The sequence below is a fragment of the Cupriavidus sp. SS-3 genome (assembly GCF_035818815.1).
In the GTDB taxonomy this organism is placed as follows: domain Bacteria; phylum Pseudomonadota; class Gammaproteobacteria; order Burkholderiales; family Burkholderiaceae; genus Cupriavidus; species Cupriavidus taiwanensis_C.
Genome location: NZ_JAYLVT010000001.1, coordinates 518236 through 540074 on the forward strand (window position 1 = coordinate 518236; position 21839 = coordinate 540074).

At 70.6% G+C, this 21839-nt stretch carries 14 protein-coding genes; 8 read left to right on the forward strand and 6 right to left on the reverse strand.

The features are described 5' to 3' along the window. Positions 1-172 precede the first annotated feature (172 nt). The gene (locus U9J39_RS02370; RefSeq protein WP_115682418.1) at positions 173-1420 is read left to right on the forward strand and encodes a GGDEF domain-containing protein; all 1248 of its coding nucleotides are present in this window, start codon (positions 173-175) and stop codon (positions 1418-1420) included. Between the two features lie 48 nt (positions 1421-1468). On the opposite strand, the gene U9J39_RS02375 is transcribed toward U9J39_RS02370, so the two are convergent. Together U9J39_RS02375 and U9J39_RS02380 are read right to left on the reverse strand one after the other, a co-directional pair. Further along, positions 1469-2332 carry a citryl-CoA lyase gene (locus U9J39_RS02375; protein WP_115713913.1) on the reverse strand — a complete coding sequence of 288 codons (864 nt, stop codon included), beginning with the start codon at positions 2330-2332 and terminating at the stop codon, positions 1469-1471. Next, complete coding sequence (locus U9J39_RS02380) at positions 2329-3528, reverse strand: CaiB/BaiF CoA transferase family protein (protein ID WP_326346430.1); 1200 nt, start codon at positions 3526-3528, stop codon at positions 2329-2331. Before U9J39_RS02380 ends, U9J39_RS02375 begins: the two co-directional genes overlap by 4 nt. Before the next feature lie 218 nt (positions 3529-3746). On the opposite strand from U9J39_RS02380, the gene U9J39_RS02385 reads away from it, so the two are divergent. Beyond that, positions 3747-5012, forward strand: coding sequence for an Hsp70 family protein (locus tag U9J39_RS02385; protein ID WP_326346431.1), 1266 nt, complete (start codon positions 3747-3749; stop codon positions 5010-5012). A 110-nt stretch (positions 5013-5122) separates the two neighbouring features. Here the strand turns inward: U9J39_RS02385 and U9J39_RS02390 are convergent, their stop codons facing one another. From U9J39_RS02390 to U9J39_RS02405, 4 genes are all read right to left on the reverse strand, one after another. Further along, positions 5123-5815 carry a phosphorylase gene (locus tag U9J39_RS02390; protein WP_326346532.1) on the reverse strand — a complete coding sequence of 231 codons (693 nt, stop codon included), beginning with the start codon at positions 5813-5815 and terminating at the stop codon, positions 5123-5125. Beyond that, on the reverse strand, positions 5812-7863 hold the full coding sequence (gene shc, locus U9J39_RS02395) for a squalene--hopene cyclase (protein ID WP_326346432.1): 2052 nt from the start codon (positions 7861-7863) through the stop codon (positions 5812-5814). The genes U9J39_RS02390 and shc overlap by 4 nt, the downstream gene beginning before the upstream one ends. 59 nt (positions 7864-7922) lie before the next feature. Then, positions 7923-8786 carry a presqualene diphosphate synthase HpnD gene (hpnD, locus tag U9J39_RS02400; RefSeq protein ID WP_326346434.1) on the reverse strand — a complete coding sequence of 288 codons (864 nt, stop codon included), beginning with the start codon at positions 8784-8786 and terminating at the stop codon, positions 7923-7925. A gap of 222 nt (positions 8787-9008) precedes the next feature. Next, complete coding sequence (locus U9J39_RS02405; RefSeq protein WP_010810931.1) at positions 9009-9212, reverse strand: cold-shock protein; 204 nt, start codon at positions 9210-9212, stop codon at positions 9009-9011. A gap of 1106 nt (positions 9213-10318) precedes the next feature. Between U9J39_RS02405 and U9J39_RS02410 the strand changes: the two genes are divergently transcribed. The 6 genes from U9J39_RS02410 to pelF all read left to right on the forward strand — a co-directional run bounded on the left by U9J39_RS02410 (position 10319) and on the right by pelF (position 21839). Continuing rightward, positions 10319-13087, forward strand: coding sequence for a bifunctional glycoside hydrolase 114/ polysaccharide deacetylase family protein (locus U9J39_RS02410; RefSeq protein WP_326346533.1), 2769 nt, complete (start codon positions 10319-10321; stop codon positions 13085-13087). After that, positions 13050-17129, forward strand: coding sequence for a tetratricopeptide repeat protein (locus U9J39_RS02415; protein ID WP_326346435.1), 4080 nt, complete (start codon positions 13050-13052; stop codon positions 17127-17129). The genes U9J39_RS02410 and U9J39_RS02415 overlap by 38 nt, the downstream gene beginning before the upstream one ends. Before the next feature lie 67 nt (positions 17130-17196). After that, positions 17197-17763 carry a penicillin-binding protein activator LpoB gene (locus U9J39_RS02420; RefSeq protein ID WP_172581882.1) on the forward strand — a complete coding sequence of 189 codons (567 nt, stop codon included), beginning with the start codon at positions 17197-17199 and terminating at the stop codon, positions 17761-17763. A gap of 65 nt (positions 17764-17828) precedes the next feature. Continuing rightward, complete coding sequence (locus U9J39_RS02425; RefSeq protein WP_115713905.1) at positions 17829-19268, forward strand: PelD GGDEF domain-containing protein; 1440 nt, start codon at positions 17829-17831, stop codon at positions 19266-19268. Further along, complete coding sequence (locus U9J39_RS02430) at positions 19261-20247, forward strand: tetratricopeptide repeat protein (RefSeq protein WP_326346436.1); 987 nt, start codon at positions 19261-19263, stop codon at positions 20245-20247. The genes U9J39_RS02425 and U9J39_RS02430 overlap by 8 nt, the downstream gene beginning before the upstream one ends. Beyond that, entirely contained in the window at positions 20244-21839 is a 1596-nt protein-coding gene (gene pelF, locus U9J39_RS02435; protein WP_115682428.1) for a GT4 family glycosyltransferase PelF, read from the forward strand. The genes U9J39_RS02430 and pelF overlap by 4 nt, the downstream gene beginning before the upstream one ends.

Sequence of the window (21839 nt, forward strand, 5' to 3'; positions counted from 1 at the left end):
TGCAGGGGGTGCCAAGCTGGCGCCGGCACGGGCTATCATGCGGCTGGCATGAAAAACAGCGCACGTCACATCTGGTGAAATCAGCGCCCGCATGCCTCGCGTCGCGCCCCCGTGCCCCGATGCCCGCCGATCGATATTGACGGCAGGCGGACGGCATCCTTGAGGAAATCCCTTGCACCTGGACCAGCAGACCATTGCGGTGGTGATGATGGTGTTTTTCTGCGGCACGCTGATCATTGCAGCGGGGCTGGTGTTTGCGCTGCGCGCGAGCACGGCGGGGCGGCTATGGGCCTTCGGCCATGTGCTGGTGTCGGCCGCGGGCCTGGCGCTGGCGGTCAGCGCGGCCAGCGGCACCGGCCAGCTCGGCACGCTGGGCGCGTTCGCCTTCGTCGCCGGCTGGCTGCTGATCTACCGCGGCGTGCGGGTCTACTACGGCGTGCCGGCGCATCCGGGTGCGCTGGTGGGGGCGGGCGCGATCGTGCTCGGCCTGATGGTGGCCTCGAGCGGCCTGCCCGAAGGCCCGCAGCTGGTGCTGCGCATCGTCTATGGCGTGCTGGCGCTGGTGTCGCTGGCCACTTTCGCCACGCTGGCGCGCGCTGGGCGCGGGCGCCGCAGCATCGGGGCGCCGCTGGTGCTGGTGGCCAGCCTGGTGCAACTGGCCACGCAGCTGGCGGGCTTCAGCCATGCCATGAGCCTGCCCGCGGGCGGCACGGCCGCGGCGCCGCTGACCCTGTTCTTCGCCGGCCCGGCCGATTCGGCCTGGGTGCTGGCGCCGCTGATCGCCACGCTGCTCGGGCTGTTCGGCTTTACCGTGATGGCGATGGAGCAGATCGTCGCGCACAACGAAAGCGGCGCGCGCATCGACGCGCTGACCGGCCTGCTCAACCGCGGCGCGCTGGAGATGTCGGCGCTGTCGCTGGTGGCGCGCTGGCAGCGCGATGGCCAGCCGCTGTCGTGCCTGGTGATCGATATCGACTACTTCAAGCAGGTCAACGATACCTGCGGCCACCACGCCGGCGATGCGGTGCTGCGCGAAGTGGCGCAGGCACTGGACAACTCGCGCCGCGCCTCGGATGTGGCCGGGCGCTACGGCGGTGAAGAGTTCTGCGTGCTGTGCCCGCATACCGACGAGCAGCAGGCCTCGGCACTGGCCAACCGCGTGCTGCGCAAGGTGCATGCGATCGCCTTGCCCGCCGGGCGCGGCCATGCCAGCGTCAGCATCGGCGTGGCGCAGCTGCGCGGCGGCGCGGGCAGCCGGGAGGCGCTGTGGCGGACCCTGTTCGCCGATGCCGACCGCGCGCTCTACCACGCCAAGGCGCATGGGCGCGACCGCTATGTGCTGGCATCGTCGATGGCGCAGCCCGCCGCCGGCGCGGCGGCTGCGCCGCTGCTGCAGCCGCAACCGGACCTGGCCGGCTGAGCGCGCGATCCGGCCTGCCGGCGGGTGTTGCCGCTGATGCGGACTTTTTTATGTGGGCTGGTGCGGTTCCGGTACGTCGCGCGGCGGCGCGCCGTCATAGCGCCACAGGAACTGGCGCGGCATCGGGCCCTTGTTGCGCCCGCCCTCGCACTGCTGCTCCCACGCGTGCGCGAGGATGCCGACCGAGCGCGACAGGCAGAACAGCCCGCGCGCCAGCGGCGCGGCAAAGCCCAGTTCGGCGTAGATCACCGCGGTGGCGCCATCAATGTTCATCGGGATCGGCTTGCCGCGCCCGGCACCGAGCGCAGCCTCGATCGCGCGCGCGATGCCCGCGTAGCGGCCGCTCACCACGCCGTCTTCCGCCGCCCGCGCGACCAGCGCCAGCAGCCGAGGCGCGCGCGGATCGACCGGATGGAAGCGGTGGCCGAAGCCGCCGACGTACTTGCCGTGCAGGTCGCGGTAGTGCCGCAGCGCGTCTTCGACCGCCAGCGCCATCGTGCTGCCGGCGTCCAGCCGCTGCGCCACGTCGTGGTACAGCGCCACCGCCTGCTCGCCCGCGCCGCCATGCACGTCGCCCAGCACGTTGACGGCCGACGCCATGGCATTGTTCAGCCCCACGCCGCACGTTGCGGCCATGCGCGCGATGGCGATGCTGGGCGCCTGCGGGCCATGGTCGACCGCGGCCATCAGCGCCGCGTCCAGCAGTTCGCCCTGGCCCGGCCCGGGCAGCTCGCCGCGCAGCATCAGCCAGATCATCTGCGCGAACGACACCCGGCCGATCAGCTGCTCGATCGGGTAGCCGCGGTAGCGGATCTCGCCCGGGCGCATGTCGATGATGCCGGTGCGCCACCAGTCCTGCGACAGTTGCTGGCCCGCATCCATGCCGTCGTCCTGTGTCTGGCTGCCGCTCATATCGCACCCTCCCGGTTCAGTGCATCGATGTCCGCATCGCTGTAGCCCAGGCTGCCCAGCACCTGGCGCGTGTGCTGGCCCAGTTGCGGCGGCGGCGTGTCGACCGCCGGCGCTTCGCGGTTGAGCTTGAAGCCGGTGCGCACCACGCGTATGTCGCGGCCCACCCCGGGGGCATCGGCAAAGTCGCCGATCATGCCGCGCTCGCTGACCTGCGGATGGGCCAGCGTCTGCGGCACGTCCAGCACCGAGCCCGCGGGCACGCCGGCCGCGGTCAGCAGCGGCCACCACTCGGCGGCCGGCCGGGTCGCCAGTTCGGCTTCGAGCGCCTGCGTCAGCGCGGCCCGGTTGGCCAGCCGCGCCTGCCGCTGCGCGAAGCGCGCATCGTCAGCCAGCGCCGGGCGGCCCACTACGCGGCACAGCGCTTCGAACTGTTCCTGCTTGTTGGCGGCGATATTGAGCAGGCCGTCGGCGGTGCGGAAGGTGCCGGACGGGCTCGCGGTCATGTTCTCGTTGCCCATCGGCGTGGGCGCCCGGCCCGCGATCAGGTGGTTGGATACCGCCCAGCCCATCGTGGCCAGCGTCGCCTCGAGCATCGAAACGTCGATGAAATAGCCCTCGGTGCGCCCGGTATCGGCCAGCGCCGCCGACACCGCGAGCGCCGCGGTCAGCCCGCCGATGGTGTCGGACACCGGATAGCCCACCCGCAGCGGCGCGCTGTGCGCGTCGCCGGTGATCTGCATCACGCCGGCCATGCCCTGGATGATCTGGTCATAGGCCGGCAACCCTGCGAGCGGCCCGTCCTGGCCGAAGCCCGAGATCGCGCAGTAGATCAGCCGCGGGTTGTCCTGCTTCAGGGTTTCATAGCCCAGTCCCAGGCGTTCCATCACGCCCGGCCGGAAGTTCTCGACCACCACGTCGGCGTTTTGCACCAGCCTGCGGAACACGGCCTTGCCGCTGGCGTGCTTCAGGTTCAGGGTGACCGACTGCTTGCCGGGGTTCTGCGCCAGGAACGACACGCCCATCAGGCGCTGGTTCAGCTCCGGGTCGGCGCCCAGCTGGCGCGCCAGGTCGCCGCTGCCAGGGGCTTCGACCTTGATCACTTCGGCGCCGAGGTGGGCCAGCTGGTGGCAGCAGAACGGCCCGGCCAGCACATTGGTGAGGTCGAGCACGCGAACATGGCGTAATGGTTTTTGCATGGCAGGGGTCTGTGTGCGTATTCTGTACAACAGAACAACGCTCTTTTATAAAGAACAGACGCAGCATAGGAGCCGCTCCGCATCCCTGTCAAGGTTGCCTTGGAGGTGCCGCCGGCATGGCGGTCGGAGCCGACAGGCACGGACCCGGTGGCTGCCCTACAATAGCGCCCCCGCCCGCAACGGCCTTGTGCCGCGTGGGCCACTTAGCTGGCAGGAAAATGGAATCGAAGATGTCAAACGCATGCGGCCTGGATTTCGGCACGTCCAACTCGACGGTGGGCTGGAGCCGCCCGGGCAGCGCGGCCGCGTTGCTGCCGCTGGAGGATGGCAAGGCGACGCTGCCGTCGGTGATCTTCTTCCATGCCGAGGATCCGCTGGTCAGCTACGGCCGCGCCGCGCTGGGCGATTACCTGGCAGGCTACGAGGGCCGGCTGATGCGCTCGCTCAAGAGCCTGCTGGGCACCTCGATGATGGACGACAGCACCGAGGTGATGGGCCAGGCCATGCCGTTCCGCAAGCTGCTGGCGCATTTCATCGGCGAGCTTAAGTCGCGCGCCGAGCAGGCCGCCGGTACCGGGTTCTCGCGCGCGGTGCTGGGGCGTCCGGTGTTCTTTATCGACGAGGACCCGGTGGCCGACCAGCTGGCCGAAGACACCCTGGCCGGGATCGCGCGCGACGCGGGCTTCAGCGAGATCGCGTTCCAGTATGAGCCGATCGCGGCGGCCTTCGACTACGAGGCCGGCATCACGCGCGAGGAGCTGGTGCTGGTTGCCGATATCGGCGGCGGCACCTCGGACTTCTCGCTGGTGCGGCTGTCGCCCGAGCGCGCCGCGCGCAGCGACCGGCGCGACGACATCCTGGCCAACGGCGGCGTGCACATCGGCGGCACCGACTTCGACCGCGCGCTCAGCCTGGCGCGCGCGATGCCGCTGCTGGGCCTGGGCAGCGCGCTGCGCAACGGCAAGGCGATGCCGTCGAGCCAGTATTTCGACCTGGCCAGCTGGCACACCATCAACCTGCTCTATACGCGCAAGGCGTGGTCGCTGGTGATGGACAACTATCGCGACGCCGCGGACACGGTCAAGCTCGACCGCCTGGTGCGGCTGATCCGCGAGCGCGCGGGACACTGGCTGGCAATCCAGGTCGAAGCCGCCAAGATCGCGCTGTCGGACACGGGCAGCACCGAGGTGGACCTGCACCGGCTGGAACCGGGCCTGTCGCTGACCATCACGCGCGACGAGTTCGATGCGTCGATCGACAAGCTGGTGACGAAGACCGAGCAGACCGTGCACAAGCTGCTGGCCGACGCCGGCGTGCGCGGCGCCGCGGTCGACACCATCTTCTTTACCGGCGGCTCCAGCAGCGTGCCGCTGCTGCGCCAGCGGCTGGCAGCGCTGCTGCCCGAGGCGCGCTGCGTGGAAGGAGACCGCTTCGGCAGCATCGGCAGCGGGCTGGCGCTGGATGCGGCGAGGAAGTTTGGATGAGGGATTGGTTTTAGCTTTGCTCCCTCTCCCGCTTGCGGGAGAGGGAGCCCCCAGTTAGTGTTGGAGAAACCGGCGTCATCTCGCTGCTCCGCGGGTCCCCATCAGCCGCTTCAAGAGTCAGCGTGCTGTGAGCGCATGTCGCGCAGGCCAAATACATCGCCCAGCGCCAGCCTTGCGGCTCGCAGCGCCCCGCGCGCGGCCGCAGCATCGCCAGCGAGGCGCAACAGCGCCGGCAGTTCCTGCGGCGCGCGCAGCAGCCCGCCCAGCACCGCGGCCACATCGGTCTTGCCGTCATCGCCCATGCCAGCCGCGGCAGCGGCCGGCACGGCGCGAGAAGCCGGATCGACGATCACCCGGCACGCCGCGAACGGCAGCCGGCACGCCGACGCCATGCGCGCGGCCAGGTGCGATTCCATGTCGACGCACAGCGCCCCCGTGGCCCGGTGCAGCGATGCCTTGGCGGCCACCGTCAGGACTGGCTGGTCGGCCCCGGCCGCGGTGCCGATGCGGGCGTGCGGCAGTGCCGCGTGCATGGCGCGCGTCCACGTCGTGTCGGTGTCGTAGCGCTCGCCGGGCGCGCACACCGCATCGGCCAGCACCACATCGCCCGGCGCCAGCGCCGGCTCCAGCCCGCCCGCCACGCCAAAGCTGAGGATGCCCATGCAGTGCCGGCTGGCCATTGCCGACACCTCTTGCTCCAGCGCCAGGCCGCGCACGCCGTGCACCACGCGGCAGTGCGGTCCGGCCGCGATGCGCGCCTCGAACGCCATGCCGGTGACGACCAGCACGAACGGCGCCGTCACAGACCCCACGACACCTGGCCGCTGTGGCCCCTGTGATCGGCATGGCCGCGCTGCAGGTTGCGGTAGCGCGCCAGTGCCCACAGCGGAAAGTAGCGCGCATAGCCGTGATAGCGCAGGTAGAACACGCGCGGGAAGCCCACCGCGGTAAAGCGGGGCTCATGCCACAGGCCGCCGGGCTGCTGCGTGCGCAGCAGGTAGTCGATGCCGCGCGCCACCGCCGCATGCTGCGCGGCGCCCGCCGCCATCATTGCCAGCAGCGCCCACGCGGTTTGCGAGGCCACGCTGGGCGCGGGTTCGTAGCCGCGGTAGTCGAGCCGGTAGCTGCTGCCGTCCTCGCCCCAGCCGCCGTCGGCGTTCTGGATCCGTGCCAGCCACGCCACCGCGCGCTGCAGTTCGGGCGCAGCAGGCGGCAGGCCGGCGGCGTTCAGCGCGCACAGCGCGCTCCAGGTGCCGTAGATGTAGTTGGTGCCCCAGCGGCCGAACCAGCTGCCGTCGGGCATCTGCTCGGCCAGCAGGTAGCGCAGCGCGCGCGCGGCGGGCTCGCTCTTGCGGGGGGTGGCGCCGGTCTGGCACAGCATCGACAGGCAGCGCGCCGACACGTCCGCGGTGGGCGGGTCCAGCAGCGCGCCGTGGTCGGCGAAGGGAATGTTGTTCAGGTACAGGTGCGTGTTCTCGGGCTCGAATGCGCCCCAGCCGCCGTTGCCGCTCTGCATGCCGACGATCCACTCGGTGGCGCGCGCCACCGCTTCGCCGTAGCGCCCCGGCGCATCGTGCGCGCGCATGAAGCGGTCCATGGCGGCGGCCACCACCGCGGTGTCGTCGACGTCGGGGTAGTAGGCGTTGGCGTACTGGAAGGCCCAGCCGCCGGGGCGCACCAGCGGGCGCCGCACCGCCCAGTCGCCGCGCAGGTCCAGCACCTGCAGCGGCCTGAGCCAGTCAAGCGCGCGCCCGGCGGCCTGCGCCGCGCGCACTTCGCCGGTTTCCATCAGCGCGTGCGTGGCCAGCGCGGTATCCCACACCGGCGACAGGCAGGGCTGGCAATAGGCCTCGTCGCCGTGCTCGACCAGCAGGCGCTCGAGCGAACGCCGCGCCACCGCGCGCGCCGGATCGTCGGGCGGCACGCCCAGCACGTCGAACATCATCACGCTGTTGGCCATCGCCGGGAAGATCGCGCCCAGCCCGTCCTCGCCGTTGAGTCGCTCGCGCACGAAGCGCTGTGCCGCGGCAATGGCGCGCCGGCGCAGCGTGCGCGGGAGCAGCGGCTCGGCCGCGCGCAGCAGCGCATCGAGCCCGCGGAACACCGTGTACCAGCCGGCATGCTGGTGCGGCGCGCGCGGCGGCAGGCCCACCGTGTGGCAGTTGCCGACGAAGAGTTCGTTGATGCCGATGCCGCGCGGGTTGCGCGCCTGCGGGCGCAGGCTGTTGAGCACCAGCAGCGGCACGATCACCGTGCGGGCCCAGTACGAGATCTTGGACAGGTGGAACGGGAACCAGCGCGGCAGCAGCATGATCTCGACCGGCATCATCGGCACCGCCTTCCATGGCAGCACGCCGTACAGCGCCAGCAGCGTGCGCGTGAACACGTTAGTGGCCTCGGCGCCGCCCATGGCGTGGATGGCCTGGCGCGCGCGCTGCATCGGCGCGGACTGCGGATCGTCGCCCGCCATCTTCAGCGCGAAATACGCCTTGACGCTGGCACTGACGTCGGAGCGGCCCTGATGGAACAGCGGCCAGCCGCCGTCGGGGTTCTGGATGCGGCGCAGGTAGCGCGCCATGCGCGCTTCCAGGTCGAGGTCGGGCGCTTCGCCGAGGTAGTGCACCATCAGCACGTATTCGGCGGGGATGGTGGCGTCGGCCTCGAGTTCATAGATCCAGTGGCCGTCGGGGCGCTGCTGGTGCAGCAGCGCGTCGAGGGCGCGGCCGATGCCATGGTCTAGCGCTGGCGCGGACAAGCGTGTCGCCGGCGCTTGCGCCGGGCCGGCCGGCTCACGCTGCGCCGCATCGGTGTGCGGCGCGGCGTTGGCAAGGGCGGTCTCGTTAATCGACATGCAACCTCCTTGTGCCGGCGCCGGCATGGCCGGCCCCGGCGTGCATCGACATGCCGCGCTCAGCCAATGGCGTGGCGCAGCACGATCCAGAGCAATTGCGCGCGCGGCAGGCGTACGCGCTGGCGCGGCGCCCGCCAGGCCTGCGCGCACAGCCGCGCCAGGATGCGGTGGTAGACCTCGGCCATGATGCGCGGCGAACGCACCTGGCGTGCCGGGCAGCGCGCCATGATGGCCTGGGCCTGGTCGTAGTGGGCCTGGGCCTCGCGCGCCACGGCCGCGCATGCCTGCCCGAGCGCCGGGTGCGCGGCCACGGCCGCGGGCGTGGCGGCCGCGATGCCGGCCGCCGCCAGCGCCTCGGCCGGCAGGTAGAGCCGGCCGATGGCGGCATCCTCGTCGATATCGCGCAGGATATTGGTCAGCTGCAGCGCACGGCCCAGGTGGTGCGCCAGCGCAATCCCGCAATCCGTCTCCAGCCCGAACACGCGCACCGCCAGCCGGCCCACCGCGCTGGCCACGCGGTCGCAGTACAGGTCGAGGGTGGCGGCATCCGGTGCGCGGATATCCTGCACCACGTCCATGGTCATGCCGTCGAGCACGGCGAGGAAGTCAGCCTGCTGCAGGTCGTAGGCGCGGATCTGCGCGTACAGGGGCTGCAGCGGCGCGGGCGGGTTGCCGGCGTAGCAGGCGTCGATGTCGCGGCGCCAGGCATTGAGCGCGGCCAGGCGCTCGGCATGCGGCGCGTCGCCGTCGGCGATATCGTCGACGGCGCGGCAGAACGCGTAGATCTGGAACATGGCCTGGCGCTGCGCCGCCGGCAGGATGCGCAGCGCGGCATGGAAGGAGCTGCCCGACGAGGCGGCGGGACCAGCCTGGGCGCCGATGCCGGAGCGGCTGTCTGAAGCTGCGATCTGAGTACCGGCCACGTAACTCCTCGACACGCTGCTTACCGTCCCGCGCCGGCCGCGCGGCGTTGGCGCGCGACTCGTTTGGGAGGTGGTTGTGGGTCGGGCGATTATAGCAATTTCACCTGCAACGGCGCGGGCGCAACCGTGCTGCAGCATGGTTGCGCCCAAACAAAAAGCCCCGCAAATCTGCGGGGCTTTCGTGCCGGCCGACCCGTCGGGCCAGCCGGAACCTCACCGGTATCAGAGGGCCTGAATCTTGGTGGCTTGCTCGCCCTTCTGGCCCATGGCCTTGACGTAGCGCACCTTCTGGCCTTCCTTCAGCGACTTGAAGCCATTGCCTTCAATTGCGGAGAAGTGCGCGAACAGATCGTTGCCGCCTTCATCCGGCGTGATGAAGCCGAAGCCCTTGGCGTCGTTGAACCACTTAACGGTACCGGTTTCCATATCTATCTCAACCTTGAATTTCAAAATGAGCGAAAACGCTCGTTATACACCGTGTGCAAGCACCCGGCGGATCTGTTTTATCTTCCCCGCCAGCGCATTCCATATGACTTCGATATGTCGCTGTCGTGACAACCGAAACCGTCACGGAACGACAACACCAAATGACACACCGAATGGGCGCTGCACAAGTGGGAATCATTCTGCCGAATTTTCCCGGTGTGTCAATCAGGCTAAGCGCCTAATCATGATGAGAGGTTCCGACAGGAGATATTAGCGTTTTCTACTTCAGTACCGATTCAGTGAATTCCCTGATTTTTTATTGTTGCGTTTGCCTGTGCATGCACCGCAGCCGGGCCGCGTGCCATGTAGTCGTGCATAATGGGCTGCCGCCCGCTGCAAGCTGGTGCCATCTTTTTTACAAATTTTTACGGCACCGTTCCTACCGCGTTCGGGTGAGGTCAGTCCGGCGCGGATATAACATTATGCGGATAAACCACAATACCCGTGACCGCAGTCAGGCTATCCATGCCAATACATGAGTCAACGGCCTGCATGCGCGTCCATACATAAGAGAATGAACGCAAAGATTTCATGTGGTGGCAAAGCGGCTGTCCGGAAATCCGCTAACGGACAGCGACGTCGCCGGGCGTAGCGGGGATCTTCTTTCGCCGGCTGGCAGCCCGTTGTCCCAAAGCATCGACCGCCCACGCGCGCGGCCGTCGAGGCAGCAAGTCGCCTCCATGTCTCCTTTTCGGGACAATTGTTGACAATACGGGGCCGGTGCCTGCTCTAGCATGCGGATGCCGGATACCATCGGACTTTTCCGAATTGACGGTCAGAACCAGGCGCACGCGGTCGCGAACCGCCTCTAAAATGTCTGGCACCGTGCACTTCGGGTGCGCAAAAATAAAGGGAAGCACGCTGTGAATCGACTGGGGGAAGCGCAAGGCAGCCGGCGCGGCCTGGGTGGCTGCACGCCATGCCGGCCGGGATGGTTGGCCTTGCTGGGGCATCTGGCGCAGTGCGCTGCGCTGGCGCTGGCCCTCGGAGCGGCCGGGGCCGCCGCGGCACAGCCGGCAGCCGGCGCTGCGGCATCCGCGCCGGCAATGCCGTCGATCGCGCTGCACTACGGCGCCAAGCCGCCGGTCGACGCGCTGCAGGCATTCGATATCGCCGTGGTCGAACCCGACAGCGGCTTCGACCCGCGCCGGGTCGCCACCCCCGCGACCGCCTGGTTTGCCTATGTCAGCGTGGGCGAGGTGCTGGAAGGCCGCCCGTATTTCAAGGACATCCCCAAGAGCTGGTTCGTCGGCCGCAACGACGCGTGGAACGCGCCGGTGATCGACCAGGCGGCCGACGGCTGGCCCGCCTTCTATGTCGACAAGGTGATCGCGCCGCTGTGGGCACGGGGTTTCCGCGGCTTCTTTCTGGATACCCTGGACTCGTACCAGCTCGCCGCCAAAACCGACGCCGAGCGCGCGCGGCAGGAAGCCGGCCTGGTGCGCGTGGTGCGCGCGATCAAGGCGCGCTACCCCGATGCCCGGCTGATCTTCAACCGCGGCTTCGAGATCCTGCCGCAGGTGCATGGCCTGGCGTATGCCGTTGCCTTCGAGTCGCTGTTCCGCGGCTGGAACCAGGCCCAGGGCCGCTATGTCGAGGTGCCGCAGGCCGACCGCGACTGGCTGCTGGCGCAGGCGCGCACCATCCGCGAGCAATACCGGCTGCCGGTGGTGTCGATCGACTACTGCCCGCCGGCGGACCGCCGCTGCGCGCGCGACACCGCGCGGCGCATCCGCGCGCTGGGCATCACCCCCTATGTTGCCGACCCCGGCCTGCAGACCATCGGCATCGGCAAGGTCGAAGTGCTGCCGCGGCGCGTGCTGGTGGTGCAGGAGCGCGGCCCGGGCGTGGCGATCGACCAGTCCGAGGGCGTGCGCTTTGTCTCGATGCCGCTCAACTACCTGGGCTACCGCGTCGAATTTGCCGACACCAGCGAGGAGCTGCCCGAGATCGGCCCCGACCGTTATGCCGGCGTGGTGATGTACCTGACGGGCAAGGTCACGGCGCAGCCGGGCCGTTTCCACACCTGGGTGCAGGCGCGCATGGCGCAGGGCATGCCGGTGGTGTTCCTGAACGACTTCGGCACCAGCGTCAGTGGCGCGGTGGCGCGCGGCTTCGGCCTGAAGGCGGTCAGGGGGCGCGTATCGGGCCCGGTCGAGGTGCTGGCCAAGGACCCGATGATGGGTTTCGAGATGCCGGTGGCGCCTGACCGCAACCAGGCCGAGGCGATCCAGGTGCCGGACGGCGACGGCTTCCGCACGCTGCTGCGCCTGCGCTCCGGCACGCTGACCTATGACGCCGCGGCCATCACGCCGTGGGGCGGCTATGTGCTGGGGCCGTATGCGGTGCACGAGAGCGGCATCGGCACCGCCGACAGCCGCTGGGTGGTGCAGCCGCTGGACTTCCTGCGCGAGGCGCTGCGCCTGCCCGCGATGCCGGTGCCCGACGTCACCACCGAGAACGGCCGGCGCCTGCTGACCATCCATATCGATGGCGACGGCTTTGCCTCGCGCGCCGAGATTCCCGGCGGCGGCTTCTCCGGCGAGGTGCTGTTGCGCGAGATCTTCGACCGCTACCGGCTGCCGATGACCATGTCGGTGATCCAGGGCGAGGTCAGCCGCGACGGCATGTACCCGAAGCTCGCCGCCGAACTGGAGCCGATCGCGCGCAAGATCTTCGCCCAGCCCTATGTCGAGGTGGCCAGCCATACCTTCTCGCACCCGTTCGAGTGGGCGCGCACGGTTCCGGCTCAGGGCGGCAACGCCGCCGCGGGCGCGGGCGACGAGGCCTTCCACCTGAACATCCCCGGCTACACCATGGACCTGAACCGCGAGATCGGTGGTTCCATCGACTACATCAACCGCAGCCTGGCGCCCGCCGGCAAGCCGGTCAGCCTGCTGCTGTGGTCGGGCGACTGCCAGCCGCCGGCCGAGGCCCTGCGCCTGACCGACCAGGCGCGCGTGTTCAACATGAACGGCGGCGACACGCTGATCACGCGCAGCAATCCCAGCTGGACCGCGATCGCGCCGCTGGGCATCAACAAGCCGGGCGGCACCTTCCAGGTGTTCGCGCCCAACCAGAACGAGAATGTCTACACCAACCTGTGGCATGGCCCGTTCTACGGCTTCGAGCGCGTGATCGAGACCTTCGAGCTGACCGACCGGCCGTATCGCTTCAAGCCCGTCAACATCTACTACCACAGCTACTCCGGCACCAAGGCGGCGTCGCTGAAGGCGCTGCGCAAGGTCTACGACTACGTGCTGGCGCAGCCGCTGCTGCCGCTGCATTCGACCGATTACGTGCGCAAGGTGCTCGACTGGCAGGAGATGGCGGTGGCGCGCGAAGTGGGCGACGGCAGTGCCGGCAGCAGCGCCACGCAATGGATCGTGCGCGGCGACGGCAACCTGCGCAACCTGCGCTGGAGCGGCGCGGGCCTGCCCGACATTGCCACGGCGAAGGGCGTGACCGGAACCTCGCCGGCGCCCGGCGGCGGCGTCTACCTGCACCTGGACGGCGGCGATGCGCGCTTTGCCGTGCGCGACTCGGCCGCACTGACGGCGGCCGCCACGCCGCAACTCGCCGAAGCCAACGGCATCGTGCGCGACTGGTCGCAGCGCGACGGCGTCACCCGTTTTGCCTTCAGTGGCTACTTCAAGCCGTTCTTCCGCCTGGCCAACGCCGGCCACTGCCGCATCAGCGTCGATGGCAAGGCCGTGGCGGCGGTGCGCGAACGCAACACGCTGCGCGTCGATACCGCACCCGTGACCGACCCCAATCATGTCAGGCAACAAGTCGAAGTCCGCTGCGCCGGCTGAGCGCGAGCGGCTGCTGCCGCCGACGCTGGTGCTGACCTTTACCGCGATCGTGGGCATCGGCCTGGCGCTGATGTTCCCGCGCGAAACCCTGCGCGAACGGCTGCTGGGGCAGGGCCGCACCATCGACGGGCTGACCATGGCCTACCTGGAAGCCTGGTGGAAGGTCACGCCCGACGATCCCGCCTTCATGGGCGTGCTGGCCGAGCAATACGCGCGCACCGGCCGCCTGGAAGACGCGCAGGCGATGCTGGAGCGGATGCAGGCGGTGCAGGGCATCGACCTGTCGGGCCAGGTGCTGCGCACGCGTATCGAGATCGCGCAGCAGCGCGCCTGGGCCGCGCAGCCGGAAACCGCCGAGCGCGAACAGAACCTGGTGCAGCTGCGCAGCCTGCTGGACCAGGCCGCCGGCCGCCGCTGGAGCGTGGCCGACCTGCAGGCACTGGCCACGCAGGCGCGCCAGGCCGGCGCGGATGCCGCGATGCGCCGTTTCTATACCGCGCTGGCGAGCCAGGACCGCAACAACGCGGCATTCTGGAACCGCCAGCTGGCGGAGATGGCGATTGCCGGCGGCGACTACCGCGATGCCGCCAACGCACTGTTCGCGCAGCAGGCGGCCGCGACCACGCTGGCCGAGCGGCGCGCGCTGTTCCTGAAGGCGGTGCAGACCCTGCAGTCCGGCAACCTTCTGGACGAGGCGCTGGCGCAGGCCGAGCGCCACGGCGGCAAGCTGCTCGACGACCCCGAGGTGCTGCGCTACCTGACCCGGCTGGCGCTGGCGGCCAACAAGCCCGAGCAGGCCAGCCGCTATGTCGAGCGGCTGCTGAAGGTGTCGGCGCGGCTGCGCGATGCCGGCCATGCGCACCCGGCCGCGCTGGCCGCGCGCGAGGCCGAGGTGCGGCGCATCGCGGCCAGCCAGCCGTGGCGCGAGCGCGGCGTGGTGTTTCTCGACGGGCCGCGCGGCGTGGCGCTGCGCGAGGCGCTGGCCGCTTCCGGCCAGTTCGGCGTGCGCAGGGCTGCGGCCCAGGCAACCGCGCCCGCGCAGCCGGACGAGACCAGGTTCAATGCCGACGACTACGAGCTGGCCTATCGCGTGTTCCTGGCCGCGGGCAAGCTCGACCAGGCCCAGCGCGTGGCCGAGACCGCGGTGCGCCGGCTGCCGGCCGAGCCGGTCTGGCGCGAGCGGCTGGCGCAGGTGGCGGAATGGAACCGCCAGCCGGCGGTGGCGCTGAAGAGCTGGCTCGACTATGCCCGCGCCACCAACGACGAGCGCGCGTGGGATGCGGTGATGCGGCTGGCGCCGGGGCTGTCAGACGATCGCGCCTACCTGGCCGCGCTGCGCCACCGCGCGGGCGGCTCGGACCTGAAGACGGTGGACGAGGTGGTGGCCGCCTACGAGCGCCTGGGCGAGCCGGAAGTGGCCATGCGCTTCCTCGAAGGCCTGAGCCGGGGCCCGAAGGCGCGCGACATTATGGAGCGCCACGCCGCGCTGGCCGAACGCGCCGGCAAGGACGAGCGCGCCTTCCAGCTCTATACGCAGCTGCAGCAGCGCTTCGGCCCGCGCCCCGCCTACGCGCTCAAGCTGGCCAACCTGCTCTATGTGCGCGGCCGCCTGCCCCAGGCGCTGGACGCGATGCTGCCGGCGCGCGCCGCCGCGGGTCCGCGCGACCTGCTGTTCTGGCGCACGTTCACCGAGCTGGCGCGGCTCAACCAGCGCGACGACCTGCTGCAGGACGGCTATCGGCATCTGATGATGGCGGCCGCGCAGACCCGCGACGAGCACTGCCGGCAGCTGCCGGAGGGCCCGGCGCGCAACGACTGCACGGCCGAGGTCCGCGCCACGCAGCAAGCGGACTTCTCCAACCTGATCGCCTACTACGACAGGACCCCGATCGACGCCGGCCGCATCGCCGAGGCCGACTGGCGCCGCAGCGCCAGCCCGGCCTCGCTGGAGCTGGCGCTGTACTACTACACGCGCGCCCACGCCTACCGCCGCATCGAGCGGCTGCTGCAGGACATGAGCGCGGAGCAGCGCCGCGCCGCCTGGCAGTCGGGCCGCTTCCTGATGCGTCGCGCCGAGTACTACCGCGTCACGGGCCAACGCGAGCAGGCCCTGGCCGACCTGCGCCATGCCGCGGGCCTGCCGGACGCCGACAGCGAAACGCTGGCGGCGCTGCTGTGGACGCTGGTCGACCAGGGCAGCGATACCGAGGTGCGCGCGGTGATGCGCCGCCTGCAGGACCAGGCCGAGGACAATCCCGACCTGTGGGGCGCCTTCGCCGCCGGCCATATGCGCTTCCACGACGGGCGCGCGGCGCTGCATTACCTGCGCAAGCTCAACGACGGCAAGAGCGCCGATCCGCTCTGGCTCAGCCTGCTGGCCGACGCCTATGAAGCCGTCGGCCAGACCGACATGGCCTGGCGCGTGCGCCGGCAGGCGTGGATCGATCTGCATCGTGGCTGGGCCCGGCGCGGCGCTGGCGATGCGCGCATGCGCCCGGACCATGCCGATGGCGACGAGGAGCGCGAAAACGCCTCGGGCGCGCCGTCGCGCGCGGACCTGCGCCGCCAGACCGTGGCGCTGGGGCAGATCTTTGCCTCGGGCGAGGTCTCGCGCGCGCTGGTGGTCCAGATGCTGCGCGCCGACCGCGCTTCCACGGCGGCGCGCGAACTAAGCCCGCCCGACGCGGACGCGGCGTCGCAGCTGGGCGAGATCGCAGGATTGCCGCCGCTGCGCGAGCCGGTGCCCGCCGAGGTCGTGCGCGACGCGGCGCGGCGCGAGGCAGCATTGTCGGCCGCCGGGCGCGATGCCGCGCTGGCGTGGGCGATGTCGGCGGAATCGAACGAACTGGCGCGCGGCTGGCTGGCACGCCAGTACGCCAGCCGGCTGCAGCGCCCGGCGTATGCCGAGGTGGCGATCGCGCTGGACCGGCAGGACCTGAACAGCCTGGACCGCATCCTGGAGCGCCAGGCCGGCCGCGTGCCGGTGGCGAGCCAGATCGAGGCCAACCAGCGGCTGGACCGCCTGGGCGCGGCGCAGACGCTGGCCTTCGAAACCCAGGAGCGGGCCCGCTCCGACGACGCGCTGCAGGAAACCCTGCGCGACACGCTGCTGTTCAACGCCCAGGCGATCGAGCCGCGCGTGCGCTTTCTGCACCAGAAGCCGCTGGAGTTCACCGAAGGCAGCCTGGCCGGCGGCGTGCGGCTGTGGGACGGCTATGACCTGAACCTGCGCGGCACCTGGCGCGACCAGCGCAGCACCGATCCGCGCCAGCTGGCCAACGTGCCAGCATCGGACCGGAGCGCCGACCTGTCGCTGGGCTACCGCGACAGCAACCAGCGCTGGCGCGCTACCGCGGGCTACCGCGAGGGCCTCGACACCATGGCCACGGCGCGCTTCTTCGGCGAGTGGAACCAGCAGGGGCGGCTGCAGTTCAGCACGCTGGCCGGGCTCAACCAGCCGGCCGACGAGTCCGCGCCGCTGCGCGTGGGCGGCGCCAAGGACGTGCTGGGGCTGGGCGCGACGTGGCGCTTCAGCCTGCGCGAGTTCGTCGGCGCGCGCATCGAGTACAGCCGCTTCCGCGGCCAGGACCGCAGCACGCTGGGCCACGGCATGGTGTATGACGTCGAGGCCGGCTACAAGATCCGCACCGCGTATCCGGACTACACCGTGCGCGTGGTCGCCACGCACGCCAGCTACAGCACGCAGGGCGGCAGCCTGACGCCGCGCCAGGCCGCGCTGGTGCCGGCCGGCGACGCCGCGACGCCGGCGTTCTACATGCCGCAGGGCTTCACGCAGGCTGGCGTGCTGTTCGGCTTCGGCACCGAGCTGCTGGACGAATACACCCGCAAGTGGCGGCCGTTCGGCGAGATCGGGTTGTTGCACGACACCCGCGCGCGGCAGAACTTCCGGGTGCAGGGCGGCGTGGCGGGATCTCTGTTCGGCAACGACCACCTGGCGCTCTATGTCTCGCACGAGACCGCGGCGCGCAACGGCGGGCGGCCGATGACGGAACTGGGGTTGCGCTACCGCTGGCTGTACTGAGCGCGCGGCGCATGGCGGGACAGGCGGGGCATCAACAGATATGGCAATACGGAAAAAGGGGATGAATATGGACAAGCAAGGCACGGGCATGACGGGCAAGACGGTGGCGAGGCGGCTGGCGGCATGGTGCGGCGCGCTGGGCGCGGCGCTGTGGCTGGCGGGCTGCGCGGTGACGGACGTCGGCCGCGCGCCGGCGCTGGCGCGCGGCGAGACCATCGCGGTGCTGCCGATCGTCAACTACACCGAGACGCCGCAGGCCGGCCTGCGCGCCGAAGCCATCGCCGAGAGCCTGCTCAAGACCGGCGGCGTGGCCAGCCTGAAGCGCTATCCGGCCGCGCTGAACCCGGAAACGCTGTTCGAGCCGGCCGAGCGCGAGGCGGTGGGCAAGGCGCTGGAATGGGCGCGCGCCGAGAAGGCCCGCTATGCGCTCACCGGCGCGGTGCAGGAATGGCGCTACAAGGTGGGCGTGGACGGCGAGCCGGCGGTCGGCATCTCGCTGCAGCTGCTCGACGTGAACAGCGGCGAAGTGGTGTGGTCCGCCACCGGCAGCGACAGCGGCTGGAGCCGTGCCTCGCTGTCGGGCACCGCGCAGAAGCTGCTGCGCCGCCTGCTGGCGCCACTGATGCAGGGCTGAGGTGAGGGTGGCGTTGATCGGCACGGCGCCGCGCCAGCGCGGCGATGGATGGTTGGAGCAAGGGGATGAGCGTGGCCAAGACGGCTGACAACACCTATCGCGCGCGGCAGGGACAGGGCATCGGCCTGGGCGGGCGCTATGCGCGCCTGCTCGCGCCCGCGGTCACCGGGCCGGCCGCCGTGGTGGAACTGGTGGTGGCAATGCTGGCCGCGCTGGGGCTGGCCTGGCTGGTGCTGCCGCAGAACCCGCTGCTGCTGGGCATGGGCTTTCCGTGGGCCTGGCTGCTGCCGGTGGTCCTGGCGCTGCGCTACGGCACGCTGATCGGCGTGGGCAGCGTGCTGATGCTGCTGGGCGCCTGGTATGTGTACCACCAGACCGGCGTGATGCCCGGCCCGTTCCCGCGCCTGTTCTTCCTGGGCGGCCTGCTGCTGGTGCTGGTGGCGGGGCAGTTCGGCGATATCTGGGGCACGCGCCTGGCGCGCGCGCGCGCCGTCAACCGCTACCTGGACGAGCGCCTGGCGGCGCTGACCAAGAACCACTACCTGCTGCGCATCTCCCACTCGCGGCTGGAAAACGACCTGCTGGCGCGGCCCACCACGCTGCGCGACACGCTGTCGCAGCTGCGCGGCGTGGCGCTGGAAGAGGCCGCCCGCGGCGGCCACGTGCTGGCCGGCGCGCAGCCGGTGCTGCAGGTGGTGGCGCAGGCCTGCCAGGTCGAGGCGGCCGCGCTCTACGCCTGCAACGGCGAGCGCGTCGACGCCGAGCCCGCGGCCAGCATCGGCCCGGCCTTTACCCTCGACCCCACCGATCCGCTGGTGCGCCACTGCCTGGACACGCGCCAGCTGGCCCACCTGCGCGCCGAGGGCCTGCAGCACGATGCCCGCACGCGCTACGTGGCGGTGGCGCCGGTGCTGGCGGGCTCCGACCACCTGATCGGCCTGCTGGTGGTGGAGCGCATGCCGTTCCTGTCGCTCAACTACGAGAACCTGCAGATGCTGATGGTGCTGCTGGGCTACTACGCCGACGGCGTCGAGCATGTCGGCGCCACCCGCACCATCCTGGCGGCGCTGCCGGCATGCCCGTATCCGTTTGCGCTGGACTATGCGCGCCTGTCGCGGCTGCAGCGCGAGACCGGCATCGACAGCTCGGTGGTGGCGCTGGTGTTCGACACCGATCCCGAGCGCGATGCGCTGTTCGAGCAGGTGGTGCGCAGCCGGCGCGCGCTGGACGTGGCCTGGCCACTGGTCAATCCCCACCACCGCGCCATGCTGACGCTGATGCCGCTGTCCGATGCGCAGGCCGTGGCGGCCTACCTGGTGCGCATCGAAGACATGCTGCGCGCGCAGTTCGGCACCGATTTCACCAGCGCCGGCATCGGCGTCTACTCGCTGGCGGTGCCCGCGACCGGCGCGGAAGAGGCGCTGGTCAAGCTGCTGCGCCGGGCCCAGGTCGACGGCACGGCGGCGCGGCCGACACCGGCGGCCGGGGAAGCGCCCCATGTTTAAGTTCGGCGTCGGCGGCCTGGCCGCCCAGATCGCCGCGCTGGCGCTGCTGGCGCGCGCCGGCAACAGCACCGCGCTGCTGCTGGCGTTCCTGGGCATGCAGGCGGTGGCCGCGGCGCTGACGGCGCTGCTGCTGTGGCGCCTGCTGCCGCGGCGCATGCGCGTGCCGTTCGCGTGGAGCTACGGCTTCCTGGCGCTGTTCTGCTTCTTCGTGCCGCTCGGCGGCGCGCTGGTGTGCGTGGGCAGCTACCTGCTGTCGAAGCTGTTCCCGCGCCGCATCGATACCAGCGGCATCGGCACCGTGGGCCTGCCCGAGTTCGTCACGCACCTGATGTCGCGCGTCACGCACGGCGGCGGCGCGCGGCTGCGGGCGCAGCTGGGCAATGCGCGCGCGCCGCTGCCGGAGCGCATGACCGCGCTGGTGGCGATGCAGTCGATGCCGGCGCGCACCGTCAGCCCGGTGCTGCGCGAGCTGCTGGCCGACAGCGCCGACGATATCCGGCTGCTGGCCTACGGCATGCTGGACGGCGCCGAGAAGCAGCTGACCCAGCAGATCCTGGCCGAGCTGCCGCGGCTGGAAACCGCCTACAGTCCGAGCGAGCGCGCCGAGATCAGCAAGCGCCTGGCCGACCTGTACTGGGAACTGATCTACCAGAACCTGGTGCAGGGCGACGTCTACCGCTATACCGCCAGCCAGGTCGAGCGCTACGCCAGCGCGGCGCTGTCGCATGACGACGGCATTGCCTCGCTGTGGTACATGCGCGGGCGCCTGGCGCTGGCGCGCAACGCCCCGCGCGAGGCGCGCGCCTGGCTGCAGCGCGCCGAGGCGCTCGGCTTCGCGCGCGAGCGCGTGCTGCCGCACCTGGCCGAAGCCGCCTACCTGGAGCGCGACTACGCCGCGGTGCGACAGCTGATGGCATCGTTTGACAGCCCCTCGCCGCTCCCGCTGGTGCGGCCCCTGTTGCGGTACTGGCAATCATGAGCGAGATCCTCTTGAAAGCGGCGTCGGCCGACGTCATGCTGCTGCTCGAAGGCACCTTCCCGTACGTGAGCGGCGGCGTGTCGAGCTGGGTCAACCAGATGATCCGCGCGTTCCCCGAGCTGCGCTTCGGCATCGTCTTTATCGGCAGCCGGCGCGAGGACTATGGCGATATGGCCTACCAGCTGCCGGCCAACGTGGTGCACCTGGAAACGCATTATCTCTATGACTTCCCGCCGCCGCCGCTGGCGCAGGGCCGCAGCGGCGACGCGAAGGCGTTCGACGCGGCCGACCGCCTGCACGACCTGCTGCGCGAGCCGGGCCGCGAGGCCGAGGCTGGCGCGATGATCCGCGAACTGATGCCGGCGCTGCGCGAAGGCGGCGCGCTGGGCGAGGACGCGTTCCTGTACAGCCGCCGTGCCTGGCAGACCATCACCGACCAATACCGGCGCTTCTGCACCGACCCGTCGTTCACCGATTACTTCTGGACCGTGCGCATCATGCACAAGCCGCTGTGGCAGCTGGTGCGGATTGCCGACGGGCTGATCCCGGCGCGCGTCTACCACACCGTTTCCACCGGCTATGCGGGCTTTCTGGGCGCGCTGCTGCGCCACCGCAACCAGCGCCCGCTGCTGGTGTCGGAGCACGGCATCTATACCAAGGAACGCAAGATCGACCTGTTCCAGAGCCAGTGGATCCGCGACAACCGCAATGTGTTCGAGCGCGACATCTCCCAGATCAGCTATTTCCGCGAGCTGTGGGTGCGCTTTTTCGAAACCCTGGGCCGGGTCTGCTATGACGCCGGCGACGACATCGTCGCGCTGTACGAAGGCAACCGCCGCCGCCAGGTGCAGGACGGCGCGCCCGAGGCGCGCACGCGCAGCATCCCCAACGGCATCGACCTGCCGCGCCTGGCGCCGCTGCGCGCGCGGCGCCAGCCGGGGGTGCCGCCGGTGCTGTGCCTGATCGGCCGGGTAGTGCCGATCAAGGACGTCAAGACCTTTATCCGCGCGATGCTGACGGTGGTGCGCGAATACCCCGAGGCCGAAGGCTGGATCGCCGGCCCGGAGGACGAAGACCCGGAATACGCGCGCGAATGCCGCAGCCTGGCCGAAAGCCTGGGCCTGGGCAAGAAGGTGAAATTCCTCGGCTTCCAGCGCATCGACGCGCTGCTGCCGCAGGTGGGCGTGCTGGTGCTCAGTTCGATCAGCGAGGCGCTGCCGCTGGTGGTGCTGGAAGGCTTTGCCGCGGGCGTGCCGTGCGTGACCACCGACGTGGGCTCGTGCCGCGAGCTGCTGTTCGGCCTGCCCGGCGAGGACGCCGCGCTGGGCCAGGCGGGCGAGGTGGTGCGCATCGCCGACCCCGCCGCGCTGGCCGCGGCCGCGCTCGGGCTGCTGCGCGAGCCGGCGCGCTGGCAGGCGGCGCAGGCCGCGGGCGTGGCGCGCGTGGAGCGCTACTACACCCAGGAGCGCATGGTCGGCAGCTACCGCGAACTGTATCAACGGCTGATGGCGCAGCCCGATGGCGCCGGGCATGACGGACCAGCACGGCACGGCGGCAATCCCGCGCGCTGCCCGGTCCACCGAGGAGCCTGA